Here is a 24,191-nt window from a genome sequence, read left to right as displayed (position 1 = left end):
GTCAGAAAATTCTGGAGCCGGTGCAGCCGAGCACGTAGCGTGCTGTCTGTCCGGTCAATGGGTCAATGGGTCAATGGGTCAGTAACAACTTGAGTGCGACCACCGCAGTGGCGACCAGCGCGAGCACGATGGATCCAAGAAATGTTCCACGAGTCGGCTTCTCGCCGCGGAGTCGACCTACGACGAAGTTGGTCGACGCAATTCTAGCGATGACTGTTATTTCGGCCACGATCTGACCGACCCCTGGATCCAGCAACCCTGCCCAACCGATCGCCAGGAGCCCCGCTGGGAGGACGGCCGCGCTCAACACCGGAACGGAATCCCGAAGTTGTTCGATGCGGGTAACCCTCGAGAGTTTGGCCCCAGTTCGCACGGTTTCACCGACGCCCTCGGCGAATGCGTGCGCTACGAACGTGGACAGCGCTGTGCCGAGCACGATTGCCACACCTTGAAAGGTGTGTTCGTCCGGTGATGTCAGCGGAATGAGAGCCACGAGTATCAAGACATTGCCGTACACGTAGGCACTGATTCGACTGGCGGCATTGCCGGGACTCAGCGGGCTGCTATGTGAGAGCAGCGGTCTGTGCAGGAGGTCTCGCAGGTTCGGTGCCATGCCAATTGACAGTAGTCACTACCGGCGAGTGAACGGATAATTCCGATGCCGACTCACCGAAAGTCATAGTCACGATCCTGGCGGGCGGACCTGTGAATCAGCTGGGCCGACCTATGAATCAGCTGGGCGGGGGCTGGCAATACGGACAAAAATATATCTGGCGTTCCTCCAGCGGGTTGTCGCCGAGCAATCCGAACTGCACGGTTGTGCCGCAGCGCCGACATGGCTTGCTCTCCCGCCCGTATACCCAGAAATGGCGTCCCGGCCGTCGATCACCGGTGGTCACCCGTTGATTGCGATCCTTGTTGGCCATGATTGTGCGGAACGACAGGTCGACGATCTTGCGTAGATCGCCTGCAGAACCGACTGGGGTCCGCGGATCGATACCGCGGAGAAAACAGATTTCGTTGCGATACACGTTGCCCAGACCTGCCAGTATCCGTTGATCGAGCAACGCGGTTCCGATAGGCCGGGTCGGGTCGGTGCCCAGATTGGTGATCGCGACGGCCGCATCCCAATCCGATCCGAGCAGATCGGGCCCGAGGTACCCGACGACCTCGTCTTCGTCCTCCACGACGTCCAGTACACCCAGTTCGAAACCCACCGCGGAAGCACTGTCGTTCGTCAGGATCGCGCGAGCTTGGAACGCAGGCTTGCGCCACCTTTCACCGGGGGCATAGACCTGCCATGTTCCTTCCATCTTCAAATGGCTGTGGATCGTATATCCGCCGACCCGAATGAGGAGATGCTTGCCACGTGATTCCACCGAGTCCACCGTCCGCCCCGTGAAATCGACTGTCGCGTAGCGAGGTACACGAATATCGCAACCCGTCAGCACCCGCCCGACGAGCGCGTCCCTCAGCTTGTTCGCCGCCCGATAGACGGTGTCTCCCTCAGGCATGAAGCTGCCCCCGCAGACGCAAGCCCCGGGGGGTCGCGGAGAAGCCTGCCTCGGTCAAGGTCTTGGCAAATGCCGTCCCGTGGATGTCGTGACCATCCACCCGTTCGACCAACAACTTCTCTACCCCGCCCCTCTTCACAGTCGCAGCGAGCGCACGGGCCGACACTTCGATGACAGCTTCGTCATCGAAGAATGTCAACACGGTCTTGCCACCCCGTTCGACGTACAGAGCAAGGTCGCCCTCATGGAGTACGACGAGTGCCCCTGCTTTCCGTCCTGGTCGATGTCGAGGCGAATCATCTTTCTCGTCGGGCTTCGGCCAGGTGAGCGCGGCACCGTAGGGGTTGGCCGGGTCGCAGGCTGCCAGGACCATTGCGCCGGTCTTTTCTCGTTCGTCGTACGTGCGCAATCTATCGACGACATCGGAAGTGGAGAACTGCGCGCCACCGAGCGAGTCGACGAAGTACCCGCGGCGGCTGCGGCCGGAATCCTCGAAGGTGGTGAGCACCTTGTACATCATTGCGAATCCGCCGGGCACCCCTTCGTTCATCACCGCACCTCGCGTGACCACGCCATAGCGCTCGAGCAGCATGTCGGCGGTCGCGTGTGCCCGCACTGTGGGATCCGGTTCGAGCTCTGGGAGTCTGGACCAGCGCCCTCCTGCGGTAGGAGGCCCGGTCCGGGTCGGCAGCGCGGGCCGTTCGAATCGACGGTACGAGCGCAACCGCGGTGTCTTCCTCGGCGCTCGGTGGCTCGGCGCCGCGCGGGTAGTCGCGTTGAGGAGTGCGCGCAAGGGTGCGAACGTGTCGTTACTGAGCCGGCTGGCCCATACGAGTTCCCAGAGTGCGGCGTGCAGACTGTCGTCGTCGGTACTGCCTACCGTGTCCGAGAGCTGCCGGAAGAAATATGCGCCTCCAGCTGCGACCGCGTCCAACACTCGCAGTTGTAGTTCGGACAGATCCGATTCGGCGGGCGGAGCGAGAGTCAACGGGGCTGTCTCGGCCATGTGTAGACAGACCCAACCGTCCTTCGAGGTGATGGATCCGTGTCCGGACCAGAGCACCTCGCCGGTGGAGGTCAATTCGTCGAGCATCGCGGGGGAGTAGTTGCGGACTCTCGAAGCGAAAATGAGCGGCTCCCAGGCCGATGCGGGGATCGGTACCCCGGCAAGCTGCTCGACAACTGTTGCAACACCGTCGATTCCGTTGAGTTGCCTACTGCCCACGTGTTGCCACGCGGGGAGGAATCGGCCGAGGGTTGCGGTGCCGACCGGCTCGACCTCATGACGCGCCGCAGCGAGCGACCGTCTGCGCAGACGGCGTAGGACCTCGTTGTCGCACCATTCGCTGCCCGTCGTATCGGGTCGGAACTCTCCTTCGACGACTCTCTTGTCGGCACCGAGCGTGGTGAGAACACCGCGAGCGACCGCAATCCCGATCCCGAACCTGGCTGCGAGGTCGGTGACCGAGAATGGGCCGTGGGTGCGCGCATACCGGCTCACGAGGTCGGTCAGCGGGTCTTCCACCGGTTCGATGAAGGCTGCCGGTGTGCCGATGGGCAGTGGAACACCGAGGGCGTCGCGCAACCGGCCCGCGTCTTCGATGGCTGTCCACCACGTCCGACCTGCGAAGCTCACCTCCATCGCGCGCTTGGCGGCCCCGAGCTCGATGAGCCACTGTAGAGACTCGTTTCCTCTCGTGCGCTCGGCCACCTCCTCGGCGGTCAGCGGTCCCAGCATTCGGAGTAGATCCGCGACGCCCTCGATGTCCTTGGCAGCTCGGTCTTCTGCGATTCGCTGCAGTTCGAGTTCGGTCGTCTGAATCACGGACAGATCCAAGAGCTCACGCAGCTCGACGCGCCCCAGCAGTTCGGCGAGCAGTGTCGAATCCAGCGACAAGGCTTGCGCGCGACGTTCCGCCAAGGGGCTGTCGCCTTCGTACATGAACGCGCCCACGTAGTTGAACAGCAGGGAATTCGCGAAAGGAGACGGCGATGCCGTTTCTATCTCGACGATGCGGATCTGCCGTCGGCTGATCTGCGCGAGAATCTCTTCCAGCGCAGGCAAGTCGTAGACGTCCTGTAGACATTCGCGCACCGTCTCGAGCAGAATCGGGAATGTCGGATACTTGCGCGCGACGTCGAGAAGTTGGGCAGACCGTTGTCTCTGCTGCCACAACGGTGCGCGTTTTCCGGGGTTGCGGCGGGGGAGAAGTAGTGCGCGAGCGGCACATTCGCGGAATCTCGATGCGAAAAGTGCCGAACCGCCGACCTGCTCGGTGACGATGTCGGCAATTTCGTCACGTTCGAACACGAACAAGTCGGCACCGGGTGGTCGATCCTCGGTGTCCGGTAGTCGCACGATGATCCCGTCGTCGGACGCGGTCGGGGCAGCGTCGATGCCGTATCTCTCGATGAGACGGGCGCCGATCGCCAGGGCCCACGGCGCGTGCACCTGCTGGCCGTACGTCGAATGCAGAACGAGTCGCCAGTCGCCCAGCTCGTCGCGGAATCGTTCGACGATCATCGTTCGGTCGGTGGGGAGCTGGCCCGTCGCGTCCTTCTGTTCGTCGAGAAGCGCGACAAGGTTGTTGACCGCGTTGACATCGAGGCCGCTTCCGGTCAGCCGCTCGGACAACCCTTCGCGTTCAGCAGTGCTGCGGAGGAATTCGCCCAAGGCCCTGCCCAGTTCCGCGGGGCGGCCGAGCCCGTCGCCGTGCCAGAATGGCAGCCGCCCGGGCTGACCGTATGCAGGGCTCACCAGGACTCGATCGTGGGTGATCTCTTCGATCCGCCAGCTGGTGGCGCCGAGGGCGAAGACATCACCCACGCGTGACTCGTACACCATCTCTTCGTCGAGTTCACCTACCCGAGATGCCTTCTCACCGACCATGTACACCGTGAACAACCCGCGGTCCGGGATCGACCCACCAGAGGTCACGGCCAGTCGCTGTGCGCCCGGACGGCCGGTGAGGGTGCCGGCATCGCGGTCCCATACCAATCTCGGTCTCAGTTCGGCGAATTCGTCCGATGGGTAGCGGCCCGAGAGTAGATCCAGTGTCGACTCGTATGCGGAGCGGGGCAGAGTTGCGAAACTGCCGGTGCGCCTGACCGCGTCGAACCAGTCCTGGGCGTCGATCGCTTCCAGCGCGCACGCTGCGACGGTCTGCTGAGCCAGGATGTCGAGTGGATTGGCAGGAACGAAGAGCGACTCGATCTTTCCCGTCTTCATGCGCTCGACCGTCACAGCGCAGTGGATCAAGTCGGTTCGGTGCTTCGGGAAGAGCACTCCCTTGGAAATCTCACCGACCTGGTGGCCTGCACGACCCACTCGTTGCAACCCGCTGGCCACCGAGGGCGGGGCCTCGACCTGGACCACCAAATCCACTGCACCCATATCGATCCCGAGCTCGAGGCTGCTGGTGGCGACGACGCATCGAAGCCGACCGGATTTGAGATCATCCTCGATGAGTGCTCGTTGATCCTTGCTGACGCTTCCGTGGTGAGCCCGGGCCAACAACGTCTCGGCGCCATGGTTCACCTCTGCGGGAGTGCCCATCTGGGACGCGGGTTTATGCGCTGTTTCGACAGCGTCACCCATTCGTTCGGCATATATTTCGTTGAGCCGAGCGGTCAGTTTCTCGGAGAGACGCCGAGAGTTTGCGAAGACGATGCTCGACTTGTGTTCGAGGATGAGGTCGACGATCTTCTCCTCGACGTGCGGCCAGATGGACCCCTGCTGTGGTGCCGCCGACGCGGAACCGTCCGCGGGTTCGGTGACACCGAGTTCGGTCATGTCCTCCACCGGTACCTGAACTGCGAGGTCGAACATCTTGGGCGACGGCGGCGCAACGATCTCGATGGGCGCGATACCGGTGAGGAATCGACCGACTTCCTCGTGCGGGCGGACAGTCGCCGAGAGACCGATACGTTGAGCGGGCTTCGGAAGCATCAGATCGAGGCGCTCGAGAGACAGTGCCAAGTGGGACCCGCGTTTGGTCCCGGCGACCGCGTGAACCTCGTCGACGATGACGGTGTCGACTCCGACGAGTGACTCCCGGGCCGCCGAGGTGAGCATCAGGAAGAGAGATTCCGGCGTGGTGATCAAGATGTCGGGCGGGGTCTTGATCAGACTGCGTCGATCCGCGGGGCTCGTATCACCGGACCGAACGCCCACGGAAATATCGGGTGGTTCGAGCCCGAGGCGCTTCGCCGTCTGAGTGATGCCGACCAGCGGAGCCCGGAGGTTGCGCTCGACGTCGACGGCCAGCGCTTTGAGCGGCGAGATGTACAGAACTTTCGTGGTGCGGTCGCTCTGCGACGCTCGCCCGGCGAGCTGATCGATCGACCAGAGGAACGCGGAGAGCGTCTTGCCGGATCCGGTGGGGGCTACGACGAGGGTATGGCGACCACTAGAGATTGCCTCCCACGCTCCGGCCTGGGCTGCGGTCGGACTATGGAACGCGCCGGCGAACCACTCCTGGGTGGGCGCGGAAAACTTCGCGAGAGCAGGATTGCCCGACTTCGGCGTCCCGGGCTGAGGAGAAGCTTTTCTGACCACTCGCCCATGATGCCCCCAGACACCGACAAGCAACCATCACCATGGCCCGGTCGACTATCGAGGTGTGAAGTCGACCGGGTACGGGTACGGGAGGTTGATGACCGACGACCAAGAGACAATGCAGATCATTTCCGCAAAACTCGATGCTCGACTCGGCGAACGCACCAATGGCCTGCAGAACGAGGTGCCGCCAGGGGCCAGCGCGCAGGCCGACGACGAGGACGGCGAACGAGGACCACTCGGGCACGACTATCGCCTCGCGATCAAGTACGCCGAGGCCCTCGCTATCGGTGAACCGCAGTTGATCGACCGGTCAGAGTTCGACCGGCTCGTCGCCGAGCACGGCTGAGCCGACTGCCGCCTGGTGGTGCCGCTTCGTGCACTCGGGGGTCGAGCGGAGGGGGGAATCAGTGGCCTTCCTCCTCGGCTTCCTCTGCCAGTTTCTCCTCGCCCCTTTTGCGTAGGAATTTGAACCCTGGGATTCCGATGACGGCGCGTCGGACATCCTTTGTCACGTTGAGCAATTCGTGAATTTCCGGCGATACCGTATCGAGTGTGGCCAAGATCGGAAGGACGGCTTTCATATGTTCGACGATTTCGGGAAGTTGGTCGACCATCGCGATGGTGGCGTCGACTTCTTGCTCGGACAGGTGGTCGACGAACTTTTGCGCAAACGGTGCCGCCTGTTGCGCCATCGGCTCGAACAGCTCGACCAACTCGAGTGCGGTCGCCGAAGTTTTCGATGCCGTGTCGACGACGCCTTCGGCCGAGCGAGTAGTGACCGCGGCCTCGATGACGACGAGTTGTGCGGCGGTGACAACCTCGTCGATTCGAGCCATGAGCGTCGTCACCTCGTCGAGCAACGTCTCGACACGACCGGGAAGCTCCCACGCGAAGGTGGCGGTATCGCGGGCCCAACGCGCGCTCGACAGCGCCACATCTCGACCGAATTTTGCCGCAGTCAGACCCCCGAAGGGGACGGGAAGCCGAACGCCCGCCAGTACCAGTGCCATCACCCGACAATGCCACAGGTAGGCCGTCAGGCCCCGCTGCTGCGGCGGCGCCGATCCGATGTCGTTAGCCTCGAGTCATGAGAGTTCTCGTTACCGGTGCGAGTGGATACATAGGCTCGAGGTTGGTCGCATCCTTGCTGAAGGCGGGCGACGAGGTCTGTGCGGCGTCGAGGCAACCCCAGACACTGACGAGATTCGACTGGTGGCACGACGTCGACACCTGCGCGCTCGACGCGGGTGACCCACTCTCGCTTCGCGAGGGTTTCGAGCAAGCGGGCGACGTCGAGGTGGCGTACTACTTGGTCCACGCGATCGGGCAAGCCGACTACCGTAGCCAAGATTTGACCTCGGCCCGGCAGTTCGCCGAAGCTGCTGCAGCCGCCGGTGTGCGCCGGATCGTCTACCTGGGCGGGTTCGTGCCGGAGGGCGAAGAGTTGTCGGAGCATCTGGCGAGCCGAGCAGACGTCGGGGAGGCGCTCTCGGTCGACGGCGTCGAGGTCGTATGGCTTCGTGCAGCGATCGTGATCGGCGCCGGATCCACCTCCTACGAGATGCTGCGCTATCTCGCCGACAGGCTCCCGGTGTTGCCGCTGCCGAGCTGGCTGAGCCACCCGGTGCAGCCCATCGCCGTCGACGACGTCCTGTTCTATCTTTTGGCGGCTCGCTCCACTGTTCCGCCCGGCTCGTACGACATCGGCGGCCCGGACACTGTGCCGTACCAAGATTTGTTGTTCGCGTACGTGGAAGCGGCAGGACTGACCCGGGTCGGGTTGCGCACCCCAGGCGTTCCTACTGGGCTGGCCGGGCGTGTCATCGGCAAGATCATCCCCATTCCGGATGCGCTCGCCGAAGACCTGGTCGGGTCACTGCACAACACTATGACGACGTCGGAGGAGCGGATCGTCGATGTCGCCGGTGAACCCGAAAGCGGTAGAACCACGATCGCGGATGCGATGCGTCGCAGTGTGCAGGGCCGCGTCGGCACCCCGCCCGGAGTGAGTGAACTCAAGGATCCACTACGACTTGCGGTCACCGATGCGGCGTGGAGCGGAGGCGACGCGTCGGTGATCCGCCGCTACGGCGTGGCGGCCTCGTCGAAACCGACGTGGGACCTGTTCGAGTCCCTCGGCGCGCGTTCATTGTTGTACTCGTGGCCCGTCGCAGCGGTGGTGCGCACGAACCTCGATGTGGTCGACAGTGTTTCCGGCCGGACAAGATCGGCAATACGACGGCTGTTCGACGACAGAAATAGGGAGGCTTGATGGCGACGTGGCAGACGAGCGTGGTCGACGTTGTGAAGTCGGCCCTTGTAGAAAAGGTCGACCGGGACCACGAGGAAACCGACAAGGCATTTATGCGACGCCGGATCGTGGTGGTGATCACGCTCGTAGTCGGGGCAACGCTGCTGGGTCTGTCGCTGTCGGTCGAGCCTGGTGACAGTGCGTTCTATGCGCTGACGCTCGGACTTGCCGCGGCCTGGATCGTCGGCGGCTTCGCCTCGGGCCCCTTGCATCTCGGTCGGATCCGATTCAACGGCTCGATGCGACGGCCGATCGTCACCCCAATTCTCACCGGGCTTGCTGCAAGCGCTGTTTTCGTCGTCGGCGCATTGATCGTGCGCCAGATCCCACCACTGGCAGACTTCACCGAGAATGTGCTGGCGCATGCGCGGTTCGGATCACTGGCTTTGATCGTGTTCATCACCCTGCTCAATGGGGTCGCCGAGGAGATCTTCTTTCGAGGCGCCTTGTTCGCGGCGATCGGTCGTCGAAAGCCAGTGTTGATTTCGACCATCATCTACACGGTGGTCACCCTGGCGAGCGGGAACCCGATGCTGGCGTTCGCTGCAATCACACTCGGTTTCGTTCTCGCCCTGCAACGGCGCGCTTCCGGTGGCATCTTGGCGCCGATCCTGACCCATGTGATCTGGTCCACCGTGATGATATTCGCGCTGCCGCCTCTGTTCGCCTGACTCGAACACATTTCGTCAAGTTTCAGCGGCCTTCTGTGCTGTCCAGTGGGTCGAGTCGGGTCGCACTGAGCTAGATTGCGCAGGTGAGCGAAAACCTCGACCGGATAGACCGGTTGATCATCGACGAACTGGTGGCCGACGGCCGCGCGACTCTGGCCACTCTTGCAGAGAAGGCCACCCTCTCGGTGTCCGCTGTGCAATCTCGTGTCCGACGCCTCGAGGCCCGTCGAGTCATCCGCGGGTACACCGCACAGGTGGATCCGGATGCGCTGGGACGCCCGCTGTCTGCGTTCGTCGCCATCACGCCCATCGATCCCGCTCAGCCCGACGACGCACCTGCGCGCCTTCGCCACATCACCGCCATCGAATCGTGCCATTCGGTGGCGGGGGAAGAGAGTTACGTTCTTCTCGTTCGAGTGGAATCACCGCGCAGCCTCGAGGGCTTACTGCAAGAGATTCGCGCAACGGCGAATGTTCGGACTCGAAGCACGATCATTCTGCAGACCTTCTACGACCGATGACGCCCAGCCCTGTCCGTAAGGTCGCTTCTGCCGTCCTGTCGTATGGGGTGGTAGGTCTCGTCATGTGGCTGCTCTACCGCACGGTCGGGAATTCGGGTGCGGTATCGGATGCGCTGAGTTCGATTTCGGTGGGCGACGTTCTCATCGTGAGTGTTTTCGGGCTGCTCTATCTGGCGTCGATGTTGTGGCCGATGGTCTATACGTTGCCCGGCCTGACCATCGCGCAGGCCGGCGTTGCACGGACGGCATCGCTTGCGCTGGCGAACACGGTTCCTGAGGGCGGCACGGTCGCAACGGGTTTGACGTTCGGAATGTACCGATCCTGGGGTTTCACGTTGGCGGACAGTTCGACCTCGATTATCGCTATCGGCATCTGGACCAATCTGTCGCGGTATGTGTTGATGTCGGCCGCTCTCGTAATTCTCGTATTGTTCGGGACCGCAACGGGGTCGGAGGTCTGGATTGCCGTCGGCACGTGCGTTGTCGTCACCGCGATCTGCCTACTCGTCGCGCTCGTGATCACCAACGATGCCATTGCTCGTCGCGTCGGCCGAGCGCTCACACATGGCCGAAATGTGTTGGCACGACGGTTCGAGCGCATCGCTCCACGAGACATGGAGGAAGTCGTCGCCGACTTCCGCGAGCATCTGCTCGCCCGGGTACGGACCTGTTGGCGGTCGTTGACTGCGACGATGTTGCTCTCGCAAGTGCTCGGGGCACTCACGCTCGGCGTGGCCCTTCGGCTGATGGGTACGAGCAGTGACGAAGTGGGCTGGGATCGGATCGTGGTCGCCTTCGGTGCCATGTCGTTGGCAGTGCTTCTCGCCCCCACCCCTGGCGGTCTCGGGGTTGCCGATGCCGTTCTGATCGCGGTGCTCGGAGTCGGCATGACCACGGCTCAACAGGGAGAACTGGTTGCGGCCGTGATGTTGTTCCGGATGGCTACGTGGCTGGTCCCGATTCCGCTCGGTCTGATCGCATACCTTTATTGGCGATCGACGAAGAACTGGCGTGTCATCGTCAGTCGGCCTTCGAGCGATCCCCAGCCGTCGAGTGATCCCCGGTCATGACGACTCCGTTGGCTTTCCTCCTAGGATGACGAATATGGCTTTCACCGGTATTCCTTTTGCTGCGCTGGACTTCTACGAGGACCTCGAAGCGGACAACAGCAAGACGTGGTGGGCTGCTCATAAATCCGTCTATGACGAGTCGGTCAAAGCACCCATGACCGCGTTGCTCGCAGAGCTGGAAGCGGAGTTCGGTGAAGGGAAGGTATTCCGTCCGTATCGAGACGTGCGATTCTCCAAGGACAAGACGCCGTACAAGACGCATCAAGGCGGGTTCGTGGCGCGCGGCCAAAGCCTCGGCTTCTACGTACAGATCGATCCGGCCGGGCTCTTCGTCGCAGGCGGGTTCTATGGTTCGACCACCGACGGCATTGCCCGCTATCGAGAAGCGGTGGACAACGACGTGCGCGGGGTAGAACTCGACAAATTGGTGACGACCTTGACCGCGGCCGGGTTCGAGATCGGTGGTGACCAGCTGAAAACCAAGCCGCGTGGCTACGAGCTCGACCATCCTCGAATCGGCCTGCTCAGACACAAATCCTTGACGGCGTCGAAACACTTCGGATCACCGGACTGGCTCGAGACGTCCGCCGCGTCGCTGCATGTGCGAGATACGTGGCGTGAACTCGTACCCCTGATCGAGTGGGCGAGAGCGGTGATGGGCTAAGTGAAACTGTTGACGGGCGATGCTATCGGGGTGCTGTTGGCCGCAGGTGCCGGCACCCGCTACGGATTACCGAAAGTACTCGCCGACGAAGGCCGGTGGCTCGACATCGCCGTGCGCGCTCTGCTCGAAGGTGGATGCGAGAAGGTGATCGTGGTACTGGGTGCCGCAGGCAGTGCGATGCCGGACGGGGCGATCGCTGTGCATGCTCACGATTGGCTCGTCGGTATGAGTGCCTCGCTGAAGGCTGGGCTGTCCGCGGCCGAGGGCTTCTCGTACGCGGTCGTCCACGTCGTCGACACGCCCGATGTGGGTCCCGAGGTTGTGCGCGCTGTCCTCGATGCCGCCCGGGTTTCGCCGTCGAATCTGGCTCGTGCGGTATTCGACGGCACTCCAGGCCACCCCGTGGTATTCGGTCGTGAGCATTGGGAGGAAGTGATCGACACTTCGAGTGGAGATGCGGGTGCACGGGCGTTTCTGCGCAGTAGATTCGATGTCGTCGCCGTCGAGTGTGCTCGATGGGCGACGGGCATCGATCACGACTACCGCTAGTACGGTGTCGGCATTGGAGATTCTGTTGCGAGAGGGGCGGCATGGGTATCGACGATCTGGATATGACCAGGACGGCCTATGATGCCGTAGCGCACAGTTACACCGAACTACTGCGAGATGAGCTCTCGCACAAGCCACTCGATCGGCGATTGTTGGATACGTTCGCGGACATGGTGAGTGCCGAGGGGGGCACGCGCGTCCTCGACGCCGGGTGTGGACCCGGCCGGATTTCCGAGTACCTCCACGGCCACGGGCTCACTACAATCGGGATCGATGTGTCTCCGAAGATGATCGACATCGCCCGAAGGGGCTATCCTGCAATGCAATTCGACGTCGGATCGATACTCGATGTGAACCTCGCCGACGGAAGTGTCGAGGGGGTTCTCGCATGGTATTCGATAATTCATACCCCGCCGAAGCTCCTGACCGTAGTTTTCGCGGAGTTCTGGCGGGTCCTTGCCCCGGGCGGCTTGCTTCTACTCTCGTTTCAGGTCGGCGACGAGCGAGTGCGGCTGGAGCACGCTTACGGTCATGCCGTCGCGTACGACGTCTACCGCCTGTCTCCTGAAAAAATCTTGAATCTGTTGTGCAAGAGGGGGTTTTGGGTGGCGATTCGATTAGTCCGTCCGCCGATGGGATCTGAGCTTCAACCACAGGCATATATTCTGGCGCGTAAGTAGAAGCGAACGAAGGCCAGCTCGACGCAGGGTGAAGAGTTCCCGCCCGCGAACGGGCGGGAATCCGGATCAGCTCTTGTACCGCAGGATTGCCGCGATCTGTGCGCCGTCGGGCATGTCTTCACTTCGAACGGCGGTCACCGTCGCGCCGGACAGCAATGCGCGCCGGGTTATCTCGTCCACCACGCCGTAGACCTTCGAGTCGTCGGCATCCGTGAAGTGCACGTCACCGGTGCCTGGATCGACGGTACCCGGAACGATGCTCTCGATGTCGACCAGTACCGTGCTGATCGCGCCGTACGTGGCGGCTTTCGCGACGTCCGCAACATCGGTCAGTCCGCGGCCTTGCGACTTACGCTCGTCGAAGAGCTGACGCAGGTCGACCAGCTGGTCGCGGTAGTGATTGTCCAGCACGGTGCGGGCGGCGTCGGCCAAAGCGCCGTCGCTGAGCGCCTGAGGATTACCCTCGATGCCCTGCGGCAGCAGTCCCGGATAGGTAGTGGTGCCGCGATAGATCGATGCGATGGGGTCGGCCGCAGCGAGGATCAAAGGAATGCCGCGACCGATCAAAGTGGTGCGCAGAGCCTGGTCGACGATACGGGTGAATTGCCGAATACGGGTCATACGACTGTCCGGGTTGTGGGGCCTTCCACCGGGGCCGTATCCGCTGCGCTCAGGCTTGCCGAGTTCGGACTCGAGGTCCGTCGGCAAGCCGGGCACGCTTACCTCCGCAGGCGGTTGGTCAGCGGAGATGTCGACCAATCGCACGCCACCCTCGGCCAACGCCAGGACGAACGCAGTCTGCGGGAACGATGTGGTGCGGAGCATGGGCTTGAGGTAGAAGCGGTCGCCGGCGAACGTCACGGCCGAAAGGCGGTTGGGCAGACGATAACTACGGATGCGTTCGGTGGTTGCGTGCACCACAAGGGTGCGCGATTGGTATCGCCAGAACTCCGACCATTCGGTGAGCGCCTCGAATGACTGCTCGATAGTTGCTCGCTCGTCGGAGTCTTCGATCTGCGCTAGTGCCGTGCGCACCTGGCCGGCAAATTCACGCTGGACGCGATCATGATCTCGCACCGTGTCTGCGGTCGGGGTGTAGATCGACACGCAAGTTCTTCCCTCGGTGGAAGCTAGGTCGATGATCTCTGCCTGGCTTGGTATGTCTGTGTGTAGCATCTTTAGCCCTTCTCTTGGAGAGAACTGACCGCCGGAAAGCTGTGTCCATCCCGACCGATGCGCAGATGCGTGTTCGCGAACTGTGTGCAGCAGGTGGGGCTGTGTACCGGCTTGTCCTTCGTGAGTGTCCCACACTCGGTCTCGAACTGGGGCTTTGTGACTACGTCGGAACGAAAATCTGACCACCAGGTCAGGATGCTTTCGTTGAGCTCCGTAACCCAGAACAAAATTGGGACTCCACTTTCGGTGCGGCCGAAAGTGACCACCGGCGTTGGGCGTTCGTCCCGCAGGAAGGAACCCGATCGTGCAGGGTGGATCTCGACAGCGCAGTGAGTGGAGGAGAGGCCCGAATGGTTCTCCTTCACCGGGCAGACACGTTCGGTGTGCTCGGTTTACGGTACGCACTCGCCGAAAGCGGGCTACCGTGAAATCGCGATCGCTGGCTTCCGAGTTTCGAAAGGCTGGGAGATGCTTGCATTTTTGGTCCCGGACAGTCAGCGTCGAAGTCTCGACGAACTCGACGAGCGGTTGGATCTCGCTGTCGGGGACACTGGTGCAAAGCGGTCGGCATTCTGGATCATGCTCACCCTTTCCGGAATCATCGCTGTCGCGGGAGTGGTTGCAGACTCGACGGCCACCGTCATCGGGGCGATGATCGTAGCTCCGTTGTCGACACCGATTCTCGGTGCCGGCCTCGGGATTGCCACCGGTCGTGGATCACTCGTGTTCAGGAGTGCTCTACATGTTCTGTTGGGGCTCGTGTTGGTCGTGGCGTTCGGATACCTGTTCGCGCAGGTCTTGCTCAACCCGACCAATGTGCTGACTAATTCTCAGGTTCTCGGACGCACCTCCCCGACACTGGCCGACCTCATGGCTGCGATTGCCACTGGCTTCGCCGGATCCATTGCGATCACTCGCCGTGACGTCGGTGATGTGCTTCCCGGCGTGGCCATTGCAATTTCATTGGTCCCACCACTTGCGGTAGTCGGTGTCTGCCTCGGATCCGGAGCGCCCTCGCTTGCGCTCGGCGCTCTGGTCTTGTTCGCCTCGAATGTGGTTGCCATGGTGATCACCTCCACCCTGGTACTGGTTGTCGCCGGCTACGCCCGAGAAAGCCGCACCACAGAGTCGCCGCGACATGCTCGCGTATTTCTTCTGTTGGCATCAGCGCTGGTAGTCGTGGCCATTCCCATGGTGATCAATTCGCTTACCTCACTCTGGGTGCGTCAGATTCACGACGCGGCAGAGCAATGGCTCGCCTCAGTTCCAGATGCTCAGGTCGGATCCGTCACCTGGCAGGCCGACACCGCGGTGATCGAAGTACTAGGCCCTCAGTATCTTCCGCCGATCGGCGAGCTCGAAAAATCGATCGACGCCCTGGTGCCGTGGAATCCGCAGATCGTTGTCGTCCATGCAGTCGGTAGTCGTATCGAGGCTACCGAATAGGGCGACATTTTCAATGGCCGAGAAGAGCTGACGTAGATCTCAGCAGTGCAGAGCCGTGGCGAGTTCGGCGATCGAGTGCACGCTGTACGTCCAGTCCGACTCCGGAGCAACATCTTTCGTTTGCGAGGGCCCGTATTCCCGCGGTCGGGAAACGAAAGCTGTACGAAATCCGCACTCTCTGGCCGCCATCAGATCACCGTTGTGAGCCGCGACCATCATGCACTGCTCGGGACGTAGGCCGAGAATGTCGGCGGTGCGGAGATATGCCTCGGGCAACGGTTTGTACGCGCGCGCCGGCTCCGCGCCGAGGATTGCATCCCAAGCAAGACCGGCGTTCTTCGCCATGTCCAACAGAAGCGAAATGTTGCCGTTGGACAGCGGCGCAACGATGAACTTCGACTGTAGACGGCCGATGCCTTCCACCGAATCCGGCCACGGGTCCAAGCGGTGCCACGCGAGATTCAGGGCGACAATCGAGGGTTCGGGAATTCGAACATCGAACTCCGAGAGAACTATTCGAAGACTCTCCAGGTGCAGAACATCGAGTCTGGTGAAGGCGCGCGCGCCGGACCGCACCTGTTCCATCGCCGGCTGATAGAGGCTACGCCACCGATCAGCGAAAGCGAGTGAATCTACCTGAGCAGCTGTGGCCGCGGCGACCTCGCGGGCAACGCTCGTACGCCAATCCACCACGGTGCCGAACACATCGAGCAACAGTGCTCTCGGGGGATCGGTCGCAGTCACCGATCGCGCCGCCTGGCCCGATTTCCACCCGCGAGGAGTGCACCAACCAGTGGGATGAGCAGCAAGAACAACCAACTGTGGGGGACGGGGACGATGAAGAACAGGATCAGAGCAACGATCGGGGTCACCGCGATCGCTGTCTTGCGCCAGTCCCACCCGTCGGCACCGTCGTACTCGTCCGTGTGTGCGGGAGGGGTGGACTCTCTCCGGTCCAACGGAGCTGAGGCGCTTGGATTCAGGGAGGGCGAAGGAAGGTCGGTGAACACCGAATCCAGCTGCCCGCGTGTGTTGGCGGACGCAACCACGGCGCTTCGCTCGTCGAATTCGGGGAGGGTGAGCTTCCCATCGCTGAAATGCCGGCTCAAAGCTGAAAGCGCCTGTTCACGCTCGGCCGTACCTACACGAACGTCCGGGTTATCTGCCATGAGAACAGACTAACCCGGACGTCGGTGTGGATCGTGTTACTTCAGTTCGGCGAGTACGGTGCCCTGAGTGATGGCCGATCCCGGCTGCACGGACAGACCGGTGACGACACCCGCCTTGTGGGCGTTGACCGGGTTCTCCATCTTCATCGCCTCGAGGACAGCGATAAGATCGCCTTCGGCGACTTCCTGGCCCTCTTCGACGGCAACCTTGACGACAGTGCCTTGCATCGGAGCGGTGACAGCGTCACCCGATGCGGCGCCGCCTCCCGAGCCACCTCGCTTGCGAGCCTTCGGCTTACGACGGATCGCACCGTCGGTCGCGGCGCCACCGCCACCGAGTGAGAACTGGCCGGGGAGCGAGACCTCGACGCGACGGCCACCGACCTCGAGAACGACGGACTGGCGGGGCAGTGCCTCGTCCTCGTCCAGAGGCTCACCGGCGGTGAACGGTTCGACCTGGTTGTCCCACTCGGTCTCGATCCAGCGCGTGTGGACGTCGAACTTCGTGCCGTCTCCGATGAAGGCGGGATCGGATACCACAGCTGCGTGGAACGGGATGACGGTCGCCAGGCCCTCGACCTTGAACTCGGCCAGCGCGCGACGCGAGCGTGCGAGGGCTTCTTCGCGGGTGGCGCCGGTGACGATGAGCTTGGCGAGCATGGAGTCGAACTGGCCGCCGATCACGGAACCGGATTCGACACCGGAGTCCACGCGCACGCCGGGGCCCGAGGGGGCGACGAAGGTGGTGACCGGTCCGGGGGCCGGTAGGAAGCCGCGGCCGGCATCCTCGCCGTTGATGCGGAACTCGAAGGAGTGTCCGCGCGGTGTGGGGTCTTCGGTGATGGAGAGTTCTTCGCCGTTTGCGATGCGGAACTGCTGCAACACCAGGTCGATGCCGGAGGTCTCCTCGGTGACGGGGTGCTCTACCTGCAGGCGGGTGTTGACCTCCAGGAACGAGACGAGTCCGTCCTGGCCGACGAGGTATTCGACGGTACCTGCGCCGTAGTAACCGGCTTCGCGGCAGATCGCTTTCGCGGAGGAATGGATCTCGGCGCGCTGGGCGTCGGTGAGGAACGGCGCAGGCGCTTCCTCGACGAGCTTCTGGAAACGGCGCTGCAGACTGCAGTCGCGGGTGCCGGCGACGACGACGTTGCCGTGCTGGTCGGCGATGACCTGAGCTTCGACGTGGCGCGGTTTGTCCAGGTAGCGCTCGACGAAGCACTCTCCGCGACCGAAGGCTGAGACAGCTTCGCGGGTGGCAGAGTCGAACAACTCTGGGATCTCTTCGCGGGTGCGGGCAACTTTCATGCCACGTCCGCCGCCACCGAAGGCAGCCTTGATGGCGATCGGTAGACCGTGCTCGTCGACGAAAGCGAGGATTTCGGCTGCGTCTTTGACCGGCTCCGAGGTGCCGGGCACTGAAGGGGCTTTGGCGCGGGCGGCGATGTGGCGGGCCGTGACCTTGTCGCCGAGATCGCGAATCGACTGCGGTGACGGTCCGATCCAGATCAACCCGGCGTCGATGACGGCCTGGGCGAATTCGGCGTTTTCGGACAGGAATCCGTAGCCGGGGTGAATGGCGTCGGCGCCGGACTTCTTGGCGGCGTCGAGGATCTTGTCGATTACCAGGTAGGACTCGGCAGATGTCTGTCCACCGAGAGCGAAGGCTTCATCGGCAAGCCGCACGAACGGAGCATCGGCGTCAGGTTCGGCGTATACCGCGACACTGGTCAGGCCGGCATCCGCTGCTGCTCGTATCACCCGAACTGCGATCTCGCCGCGATTGGCGACAAGCACCTTGGTGATATGCGCGCTGGCGTGGCTGGGCACTGAGCCTCCTGTGGTTTCAAGTGTTCCGTGCGCGGCGTTTTTCCGCCGCTCGGTTACGGGCGTCTCTTCGGAGTGTAAGCACAGTGGCCGGCACATCCGAAACTGGATGGTGGTTACAGGGAACAGACCCAAAAAAGCCGGAGGTCCCTACTGATTGGTAGGTGTCGGAACGAAGGACGCGCTGTGCAATGCCGGGCCGCTGCTCACCATGGAGGGAAGCGACGCCGTTCCTGTGTCGACCACTTCGTCGAGGATTCGCCGCAGCGTGCCGACGTAGCGGTGAACGTGTGCGGTTGCGATGTCGTTGTTGGGGTACCGCGCCGAGATGTTCACTCCGCGCGGCGTGCGGTTGACCCAGATGTAGACGTCGTGGTCGTACTGCTTGCTGCGCAGTGCCCGTGCATTCCAGGCGTCCCACCGCTCGGCCATCGGCGCGAAACGGACATCCATGAACGACACCACGAAGCGCGGCTTCGCAGAGGCACCCAGCGCGCGAAAGACCCGGTCGAGTGGGACCCGGGCCACCGGCTTGGTCGCCGTGACCTGCTGAGTAGCCCGCGCAACGATCGCGCCGAACGATTCCGCATCCGCGATATCGAACGAGAGCGGGCACAATCCGACGAACCACCCGAGTGACGACGCCCAGTGCGGTTGATCCCGAGTGTGTACGGGTGTGATGGTCCGGAACTCGGTCCGGCCGGTCAGCTCCGCCCCGGCCACTGCCAAGGCGGCCAGCAGTCCGGCGAACATACTGTTGCCGGTCTTGCGGCACGCGACAGAGAAGGAATCGGCCCGTTCGGCATCGAAGATCCAGTCGGTCAACCCGCCTTGCGGGGTGTCACCGCTCCCCGGCGGACCGATATCGAGAGGAAAGGCCGGTAGCCGACCATTGTCGGCGTCGAGGAATCGGCGCCAGGTCACCACGGCATCGTGAGTGTGCTCGAGTTCGGCGTGCATCCGGCGCTCGGACATCCCGAAGTCCAGGTAGCTACCAGCCTCGAACAGCGCGGCGGCAGTGCCGTCGACTGCCTCGGCGTACAACGCGGATATCTCGTGGGCAACCAGAACGGTGGACAGGCCGTCGATTATGGAGTGGTCGGCGGCGAAAAAGACGGTGACCTTTCCCGTGTCCAACGTTTCCAGTGGCTCAACTGTCACGAACGCATACGCGGGCCAGGCAAGAGGTGAGGTGTATTCGTCGAACAAGTACTGCAGATGGTCCAACACCTCGCTGGAGAGCTCACAGCGCTCCTGCTCGACCTGCCAGACATCGACGGTGCCTTCAGCGGCGGTGACCCGGCTGAGCTCTCCGTCGACGACGTCGATGGCCGCGTGTGAACGCATAGACTCGTGGCGATCGATCCACGCGAGCACGGCGCGTCGGAACGCACGCTTGTCGAGCGGGCCGTCGATATCGAACGCCGCGCCCAACCAACTCTCCCGACCCTGACGCGGACTCTTCAGGCTGTCGCGCAGGTGCGCCTCGTGGACATACGACGTTGGGCGGTCGTCCGGCTGCCAACCGGCCAGGACCGGGGTGCTTGCGTGGGGACCGACACTGGGAATCCACTCCGTGATGGTGCCTGCGGGTATGGCGTAGTCCGCCAACTCGGTGAACTCCATTCGACAGCAACCAACTCTCCACGCGGGATGAACAAACAGCCACGGTGAGCGCACCGAAGAACTATCGAATCGCATACACCGTGTCCAGTTTTGACTGTACCGACCGGCAAGTGTATCGATCAAGACGACCTCGACCAGCAGGTCGAGGTCGCCTCTATTCGAGTTTCATCTCACATGTCGCTTGATGCGCGACAGCATCGCCGACATCCCGCGCAGTCGCAGAGGACTCACAGCTGCTCCGAGACCGAGCGCAAGGTAGAAATCATCCGGAACAGCGAGAATGTCCTGCGCTGAATGTCCGTCGAGACCCTGGTGAAGTATCGAGGCGAAACCCCTCGTCGTCGGCGCTTCCGGCGGCGCACTGAAATACAGCTTGACTGAGTCACGATCCACACTGTCCACGGAAAGAAACAGCGGTGACTGGCATTCGGGCACCGGCTCCATAGCTGCCTGCTCCAAATGCCCGGGCAACTCAGGGAGCTCACGACTGAACTCGAGGAGCAACTGAAGCTTGTCCTGGCCCTCGACCGCGGCGAAATCCTCGACGATCTCGGAGAGCGACTCCGGCAACTCGGACATGATCAGGCCTTCACGGGTACGGAGCCAGGCTCCTCGCCGCGTGCAATCGGAACCCGAACAGCATTGCCCCATTCGGTCCACGAGCCGTCGTAGTTACGGACCGATTCGTGACCGAGAAGGTGAGTCAGCACGAACCAGGTGTGGCTCGATCGCTCGCCGATTCGGCAGTACGCGATCACCTTCTCACTTGCGACGTAGTCGGCGTAGATTTCGTCGAGCTCTGCTCTGGTACGGAAGCGACCGTCGGGGGCCGCAGCCTTGGCCCAGGGGATGCTGACCGCGGTCGGTATGTGGCCGCCGCGCAGTGCCCCTTCCTCCGGATAGTCGGGCATGTGGGTACGTTCCCCGGTGTATTCGGCTGGTGAGCGCACGTCGATGAGAGGAATCGTGCCAAGGCTTGTGAGGACGTCCGCAGCGAATGCTCGTATCGGTGCGTCGTTTCGCTCCACCACTGGGTATTCCGTGGTCGGGTACTCGGGGACGTCGAGGGTTGTTTCGCGGTTCTCGGCCAGCCACGCGTCGCGGCCACCGTCGAGCAGTCGGACATCCTTGTGACCGAACAAGGTGAATACCCACAGTGCGTAGGCGGCCCACCAATTGCTCTTGTCGCCGTAGATCACGATGGTGTCGTCGCGAGAGATGCCCTTGCGGCCGAGCAGGGCCGCGAACTGATCTCCATCGATGTAGTCCCGCGTGACGGGGTCGTTGAGATCGACATGCCAATCGATCTTCACCGCACCCGGGATGTGGCCGACGTCGTAGAGAAGCACATCCTCATCCGATTCGACGACCCGGAGGCCGGGAGTGCCGAGATGTGCGGACAGCCATTGAGTGGACACCAGTCGATCTGGGTGCGCATAGTCGGAAAACGTGGGCGTGGGGTCTGCTGCTACGGGCACTTCTTCTTCGCTCCTAGGAGTGATCGAATCGATCTGTCTCTGTCGATCCTAGGCGGTCGGCGAGTCGAGGGAGCTGTGCTCGGAGAGCAGAGCCACCCGTGGACACCCGTCGTGCCCACGGAAAGCAGGTGGGATCCGACCCTCACTGCTGGTGAGGCTGTTCTCACGTACCGATTCTTTCGGTGGCCCGCGAGGAAAAGTTGCGAGAAGTGGAGTGGACATGGCAGTGATCGTGTTGTTCGGTTCGGAGACCGGTACAGCCGAGGAGGTTGCGGACAAGATCGCCGAGGTGATGACCGGGGCCCGAGACATCACAGCTCTATTGGTTCCCTGAATCGGCCCACAGCTCGGACAACGACGTGCCGACATCGGCTAGAAGTCGACGGACGAGCGGTAGACCGATCCCGATGACGCTGGACGGATCTCCCTCGATGCGGTCGACGAACCACCCACCGAGGCCGTCCAGCGTGAAGGCGCCGGCCACCGACAACGGCTCTCCCGATGCGAGATATGCCTCGAGGTCTGCAGACGAGGGTTCACTGAAATGAATCCTCGTCGAACTGCACCCGACTGCGACCGCGACCGATCTCCCGCCCACGACTCGAACGACGGCGTGGCCGGTCAGAAGATCACCTGATGTCCCGGCCATCGCAGCCCATCTACGCCGTGCCACATCGACGCTGTGAGGCTTGCCCTGGAGCTCGTCGCCGATTGACAACATCGAATCGCATCCGACCACCACTGCGTCGTCGAACTCGGTGAGGACTGCTTCGGCCTTTGCGCGCGCCAAGGCTACGACCACATCCTCGGGTACCGGATCGGATCCGAGTGCAGCGGTGAGCGCGTCCTCGTCCACCCCGGACACCCGCACGACTGGATCGATTCCCGCTTTGCGTAGAACTTCGAGCCGCGCAGGCGACGCTGAGGCGAGAACGAAACGAGGCACTCTAGTAACGCTGCGAAGCGCCGTACGAGTACGGCGAATAAGGCGCGAACGTCCGATGCTTCGAGGCGTGTGAACCCCACAGCTCCGATGGACGTGAGTCACCGGTCGAGCCGGTCGAACCTGCTGCTGCAGTGAGAACCACGACGAGTGCCGCGATGTCCTGGTCCGACGGATTGCCCTTCACCACTCGGATCGCATCGTGGATTGCCGAGACCGCCGATGCGTCTTCCAATCCTGCAGACTCGATCAGATCCGTGGCTTCGGTGATGTCGGATTCCTTTGCCGGTGCACTCATAGTGGGATGTTTCCGTGCTTCTTCGGCGGCAGCGTCACCATTTTTCGCTCGAGAAGCCGTAGCGCAGCCACGATCTGTCCACGCGTATGGCTCGGCGGGATGACAGCGTCGAGGTAGCCGCGCTCGGCCGCGATGTACGGGTTGACGAGTGTGTCCTCGTACTCCTGCTGCAACTTCAACCGCAATGCGTCGACATCCTCGCCATTTTTCGCAGCCTCGAGCAGTTGCTTGCGGTAGACGAATCCGACGGCACCGGATGCACCCATAACGGCGATCTGAGCGGTCGGCCACGCGAGGTTGACGTCGGCACCCATGTGCTTGGAGCCCATGACGTCGTACGCGCCACCGTAGGCCTTGCGGGTGATGACGGTGATCTTGCCGACCGTCGCCTCGCCGTAGGCGTAGAGCAACTTCGCGCCGCGACGAATGATGCCGTTGAATTCCTGCTCGGTTCCGGGAAGGAAGCCCGGAACGTCGACGAGGGTGATGATCGGAACGTTGAAGCAGTCGCAGGTCCGCACGAAGCGAGCCGCCTTCTCGGAGGCGTCGATGTCGAGAGTGCCGGCGAACTGGGTGGGCTGGTTGGCCACGATGCCCACCGAGCGACCGTCGACACGTCCGAAGCCGACGATGATATTGCGAGCGCGGCCTTCCTGGACTTCGAGGAACTCGTCGTCATCGAGGATCCGGCGGATGACCTCGTGCATGTCGTACGGGGTGTTCGGTGAATCGGGGATCAGGGTGTCCAGTTCGAGGTCCTCTGCAGTGAGGCTTTCCTCGATGCCACCGATGATCGGATCCGACGGCGCCAGGCGGGGTGCGTCGGCGCGGTTGTTGCTCGGCAGGTACGACAGCAGATCGCGGACGTAGTCCAACGCGTCCTGCTCGCCGGAGGCGACGTAGTGCGCGACACCGGACTTCTCCATGTGGGTGTGTGCGCCACCGAGTTCTTCCATGGTGACGTTTTCGCCGGTGACGGTTTTGATGACGTCGGGGCCCGTGACGAACATCTGCGAGGTGCCGTCGACCATGACGACGAAATCGGTCAGTGCGGGGGAGTAGACGTGCCCACCGGCAGCTGGCCCCATGATGAGCGAGATCTGCGGGATGACTCCGGAGGCCTGAACATTGCGGTGGAAGATTTCGCCGTAGAGGCCCAGGGAGACGACGCCCTCCTGGATGCGAGCGCCCGCGCCTTCGTTGATGCCGACCAGCGGGCGGCCGGTCTTGATCGCCAGGTCCATGACCTTGACGATCTTTTCGCCGTAGATCTCACCGAGAGAACCGCCGAAGACGGTGGCGTCCTGGGAGAAAACGCAGATGTCGCGCCCGTCGATGGTGCCGTAACCGGTGACTACGCCGTCGCCGAAGGGGCGGTTGTCGGCCATCCCGAAGTTGACGGACCGGTGACGAGCGAGCGCGTCCAGCTCGACGAACGAACCTTCGTCGAGAAGCGCTGTGATGCGCTCCCGGGCGGTCAGCTTTCCTTTCGCGTGCACCTTCTCCACCGCAGCTTCACCACTGGGGAGCATCGCGGCTTCCCGGCGACTTCTGAGATCGGCGAGTTTTCCCGCTGTGGTGTGGATATCGGGCTTGGCGGCCGAACCCTGTGCAGTTGCGTCCTGAACACTGGTCATGGGGGATCACTTTAACCACGACTGAGATGGCTGTCCCGACCGAGGTGCGA

At 62.6% G+C, this 24,191-nt stretch carries 24 protein-coding genes; 9 read left to right on the top strand and 15 right to left on the bottom strand.

Annotated features, from left to right (window positions below):
* Positions 1-70: 70 nt before the first annotated feature.
* The 3 genes from QMK32_RS15655 to QMK32_RS15645 form a co-directional block, all read right to left on the bottom strand.
* Positions 71-613: a hypothetical protein gene (locus QMK32_RS15655; protein ID WP_283475976.1), complete on the bottom strand. Its 543-nt coding sequence runs from the start codon at positions 611-613 to the stop codon at positions 71-73.
* A gap of 118 nt (positions 614-731) precedes the next feature.
* Entirely contained in the window at positions 732-1,514 is a 783-nt protein-coding gene (locus tag QMK32_RS15650) for a DNA-formamidopyrimidine glycosylase family protein (RefSeq protein ID WP_283475975.1), read from the bottom strand.
* Positions 1,507-6,072, bottom strand: a complete 4,566-nt coding sequence (locus QMK32_RS15645; protein ID WP_283475974.1) for an ATP-dependent helicase — start codon at positions 6,070-6,072, stop codon at positions 1,507-1,509. Before QMK32_RS15645 ends, QMK32_RS15650 begins: the two co-directional genes overlap by 8 nt.
* A 64-nt stretch (positions 6,073-6,136) precedes the next feature.
* Between QMK32_RS15645 and QMK32_RS15640 the strand changes: the two genes are divergently transcribed.
* Positions 6,137-6,421, top strand: coding sequence for a modification methylase HgiDII (locus tag QMK32_RS15640; RefSeq protein WP_269303154.1), 285 nt, complete (start codon positions 6,137-6,139; stop codon positions 6,419-6,421).
* Between the two features lie 58 nt (positions 6,422-6,479).
* Here the strand turns inward: QMK32_RS15640 and QMK32_RS15635 are convergent, their stop codons facing one another.
* Entirely contained in the window at positions 6,480-7,085 is a 606-nt protein-coding gene (locus QMK32_RS15635; RefSeq protein WP_283475973.1) for a ribulose 1,5-bisphosphate carboxylase large subunit, read from the bottom strand.
* 77 nt (positions 7,086-7,162) lie between these two features.
* On the opposite strand from QMK32_RS15635, the gene QMK32_RS15630 reads away from it, so the two are divergent.
* The 7 genes from QMK32_RS15630 to QMK32_RS15600 all read left to right on the top strand — a co-directional run bounded on the left by QMK32_RS15630 (position 7,163) and on the right by QMK32_RS15600 (position 12,541).
* Positions 7,163-8,347: an NAD(P)H-binding protein gene (locus QMK32_RS15630; RefSeq protein ID WP_283475972.1), complete on the top strand. Its 1,185-nt coding sequence runs from the start codon at positions 7,163-7,165 to the stop codon at positions 8,345-8,347.
* Positions 8,347-9,057, top strand: coding sequence for a CPBP family intramembrane glutamic endopeptidase (locus QMK32_RS15625; protein WP_269303160.1), 711 nt, complete (start codon positions 8,347-8,349; stop codon positions 9,055-9,057). The genes QMK32_RS15630 and QMK32_RS15625 overlap by 1 nt, the downstream gene beginning before the upstream one ends.
* Positions 9,058-9,140: 83 nt before the next feature.
* Positions 9,141-9,578: an Lrp/AsnC family transcriptional regulator gene (locus QMK32_RS15620; RefSeq protein WP_084346818.1), complete on the top strand. Its 438-nt coding sequence runs from the start codon at positions 9,141-9,143 to the stop codon at positions 9,576-9,578.
* The gene (locus QMK32_RS15615) at positions 9,575-10,648 is read left to right on the top strand and encodes a lysylphosphatidylglycerol synthase transmembrane domain-containing protein (RefSeq protein WP_283475970.1); all 1,074 of its coding nucleotides are present in this window, start codon (positions 9,575-9,577) and stop codon (positions 10,646-10,648) included. Before QMK32_RS15620 ends, QMK32_RS15615 begins: the two co-directional genes overlap by 4 nt.
* A 34-nt stretch (positions 10,649-10,682) precedes the next feature.
* The gene (locus QMK32_RS15610) at positions 10,683-11,312 is read left to right on the top strand and encodes a DUF2461 domain-containing protein (RefSeq protein WP_283475969.1); all 630 of its coding nucleotides are present in this window, start codon (positions 10,683-10,685) and stop codon (positions 11,310-11,312) included.
* 9 nt (positions 11,313-11,321) lie between these two features.
* The gene (locus QMK32_RS15605; RefSeq protein ID WP_283476138.1) at positions 11,322-11,861 is read left to right on the top strand and encodes a nucleotidyltransferase family protein; all 540 of its coding nucleotides are present in this window, start codon (positions 11,322-11,324) and stop codon (positions 11,859-11,861) included.
* Positions 11,862-11,902: 41 nt separating this feature from the next.
* Positions 11,903-12,541 carry a class I SAM-dependent DNA methyltransferase gene (locus QMK32_RS15600; RefSeq protein ID WP_283475968.1) on the top strand — a complete coding sequence of 213 codons (639 nt, stop codon included), beginning with the start codon at positions 11,903-11,905 and terminating at the stop codon, positions 12,539-12,541.
* Positions 12,542-12,607: 66 nt separating this feature from the next.
* Here QMK32_RS15600 and QMK32_RS15595 read toward each other — a convergent pair whose 3' ends face one another.
* Positions 12,608-13,648 (bottom strand): baeRF11 domain-containing protein, encoded by a 1,041-nt coding sequence (locus QMK32_RS15595; protein ID WP_269303168.1) that lies wholly within the window; start codon positions 13,646-13,648, stop codon positions 12,608-12,610.
* Positions 13,649-14,185: 537 nt separating this feature from the next.
* On the opposite strand from QMK32_RS15595, the gene QMK32_RS15590 reads away from it, so the two are divergent.
* Positions 14,186-15,163 (top strand): TIGR00341 family protein, encoded by a 978-nt coding sequence (locus tag QMK32_RS15590; protein WP_283475967.1) that lies wholly within the window; start codon positions 14,186-14,188, stop codon positions 15,161-15,163.
* Between the two features lie 39 nt (positions 15,164-15,202).
* Here the strand turns inward: QMK32_RS15590 and QMK32_RS15585 are convergent, their stop codons facing one another.
* The 10 genes from QMK32_RS15585 to QMK32_RS15540 all read right to left on the bottom strand — a co-directional run bounded on the left by QMK32_RS15585 (position 15,203) and on the right by QMK32_RS15540 (position 24,141).
* Complete coding sequence (locus tag QMK32_RS15585; protein ID WP_283475966.1) at positions 15,203-15,907, bottom strand: haloacid dehalogenase type II; 705 nt, start codon at positions 15,905-15,907, stop codon at positions 15,203-15,205.
* The gene (locus tag QMK32_RS15580; RefSeq protein ID WP_283475965.1) at positions 15,904-16,332 is read right to left on the bottom strand and encodes a DUF1707 SHOCT-like domain-containing protein; all 429 of its coding nucleotides are present in this window, start codon (positions 16,330-16,332) and stop codon (positions 15,904-15,906) included. Before QMK32_RS15580 ends, QMK32_RS15585 begins: the two co-directional genes overlap by 4 nt.
* A 36-nt stretch (positions 16,333-16,368) precedes the next feature.
* Positions 16,369-18,162, bottom strand: a complete 1,794-nt coding sequence (locus QMK32_RS15575) for an acetyl/propionyl/methylcrotonyl-CoA carboxylase subunit alpha (RefSeq protein WP_283475964.1) — start codon at positions 18,160-18,162, stop codon at positions 16,369-16,371.
* Positions 18,163-18,309: 147 nt separating this feature from the next.
* Positions 18,310-19,785, bottom strand: a complete 1,476-nt coding sequence (locus QMK32_RS15570; protein ID WP_283475963.1) for a condensation domain-containing protein — start codon at positions 19,783-19,785, stop codon at positions 18,310-18,312.
* 165 nt (positions 19,786-19,950) lie between these two features.
* Positions 19,951-20,364, bottom strand: a complete 414-nt coding sequence (locus tag QMK32_RS15565) for a SufE family protein (RefSeq protein WP_283475962.1) — start codon at positions 20,362-20,364, stop codon at positions 19,951-19,953.
* A 2-nt stretch (positions 20,365-20,366) separates the two neighbouring features.
* Positions 20,367-21,263, bottom strand: coding sequence for a sulfurtransferase (locus QMK32_RS15560; RefSeq protein WP_283475961.1), 897 nt, complete (start codon positions 21,261-21,263; stop codon positions 20,367-20,369).
* Between the two features lie 48 nt (positions 21,264-21,311).
* Entirely contained in the window at positions 21,312-21,485 is a 174-nt protein-coding gene (locus QMK32_RS15555; RefSeq protein ID WP_283475960.1) for a hypothetical protein, read from the bottom strand.
* Positions 21,486-21,582: 97 nt separating this feature from the next.
* Positions 21,583-22,209, bottom strand: a complete 627-nt coding sequence (locus QMK32_RS15550; protein WP_283475959.1) for a Maf family protein — start codon at positions 22,207-22,209, stop codon at positions 21,583-21,585.
* A 1-nt stretch (position 22,210) separates the two neighbouring features.
* Entirely contained in the window at positions 22,211-22,504 is a 294-nt protein-coding gene (locus QMK32_RS15545; RefSeq protein ID WP_269303187.1) for an acyl-CoA carboxylase subunit epsilon, read from the bottom strand.
* Complete coding sequence (locus QMK32_RS15540) at positions 22,501-24,141, bottom strand: acyl-CoA carboxylase subunit beta (RefSeq protein ID WP_269303189.1); 1,641 nt, start codon at positions 24,139-24,141, stop codon at positions 22,501-22,503. The genes QMK32_RS15545 and QMK32_RS15540 overlap by 4 nt, the downstream gene beginning before the upstream one ends.
* Positions 24,142-24,191 lie beyond the last annotated feature (50 nt).

This window comes from Rhodococcus sp. H29-C3, assembly GCF_030063405.1.
Classification (GTDB): Bacteria; Actinomycetota; Actinomycetes; order Mycobacteriales; family Mycobacteriaceae; genus Rhodococcoides.
Note: the sequence above shows the minus strand (reverse complement) of the source record. Positions and strands in the feature narration are given on the sequence as shown.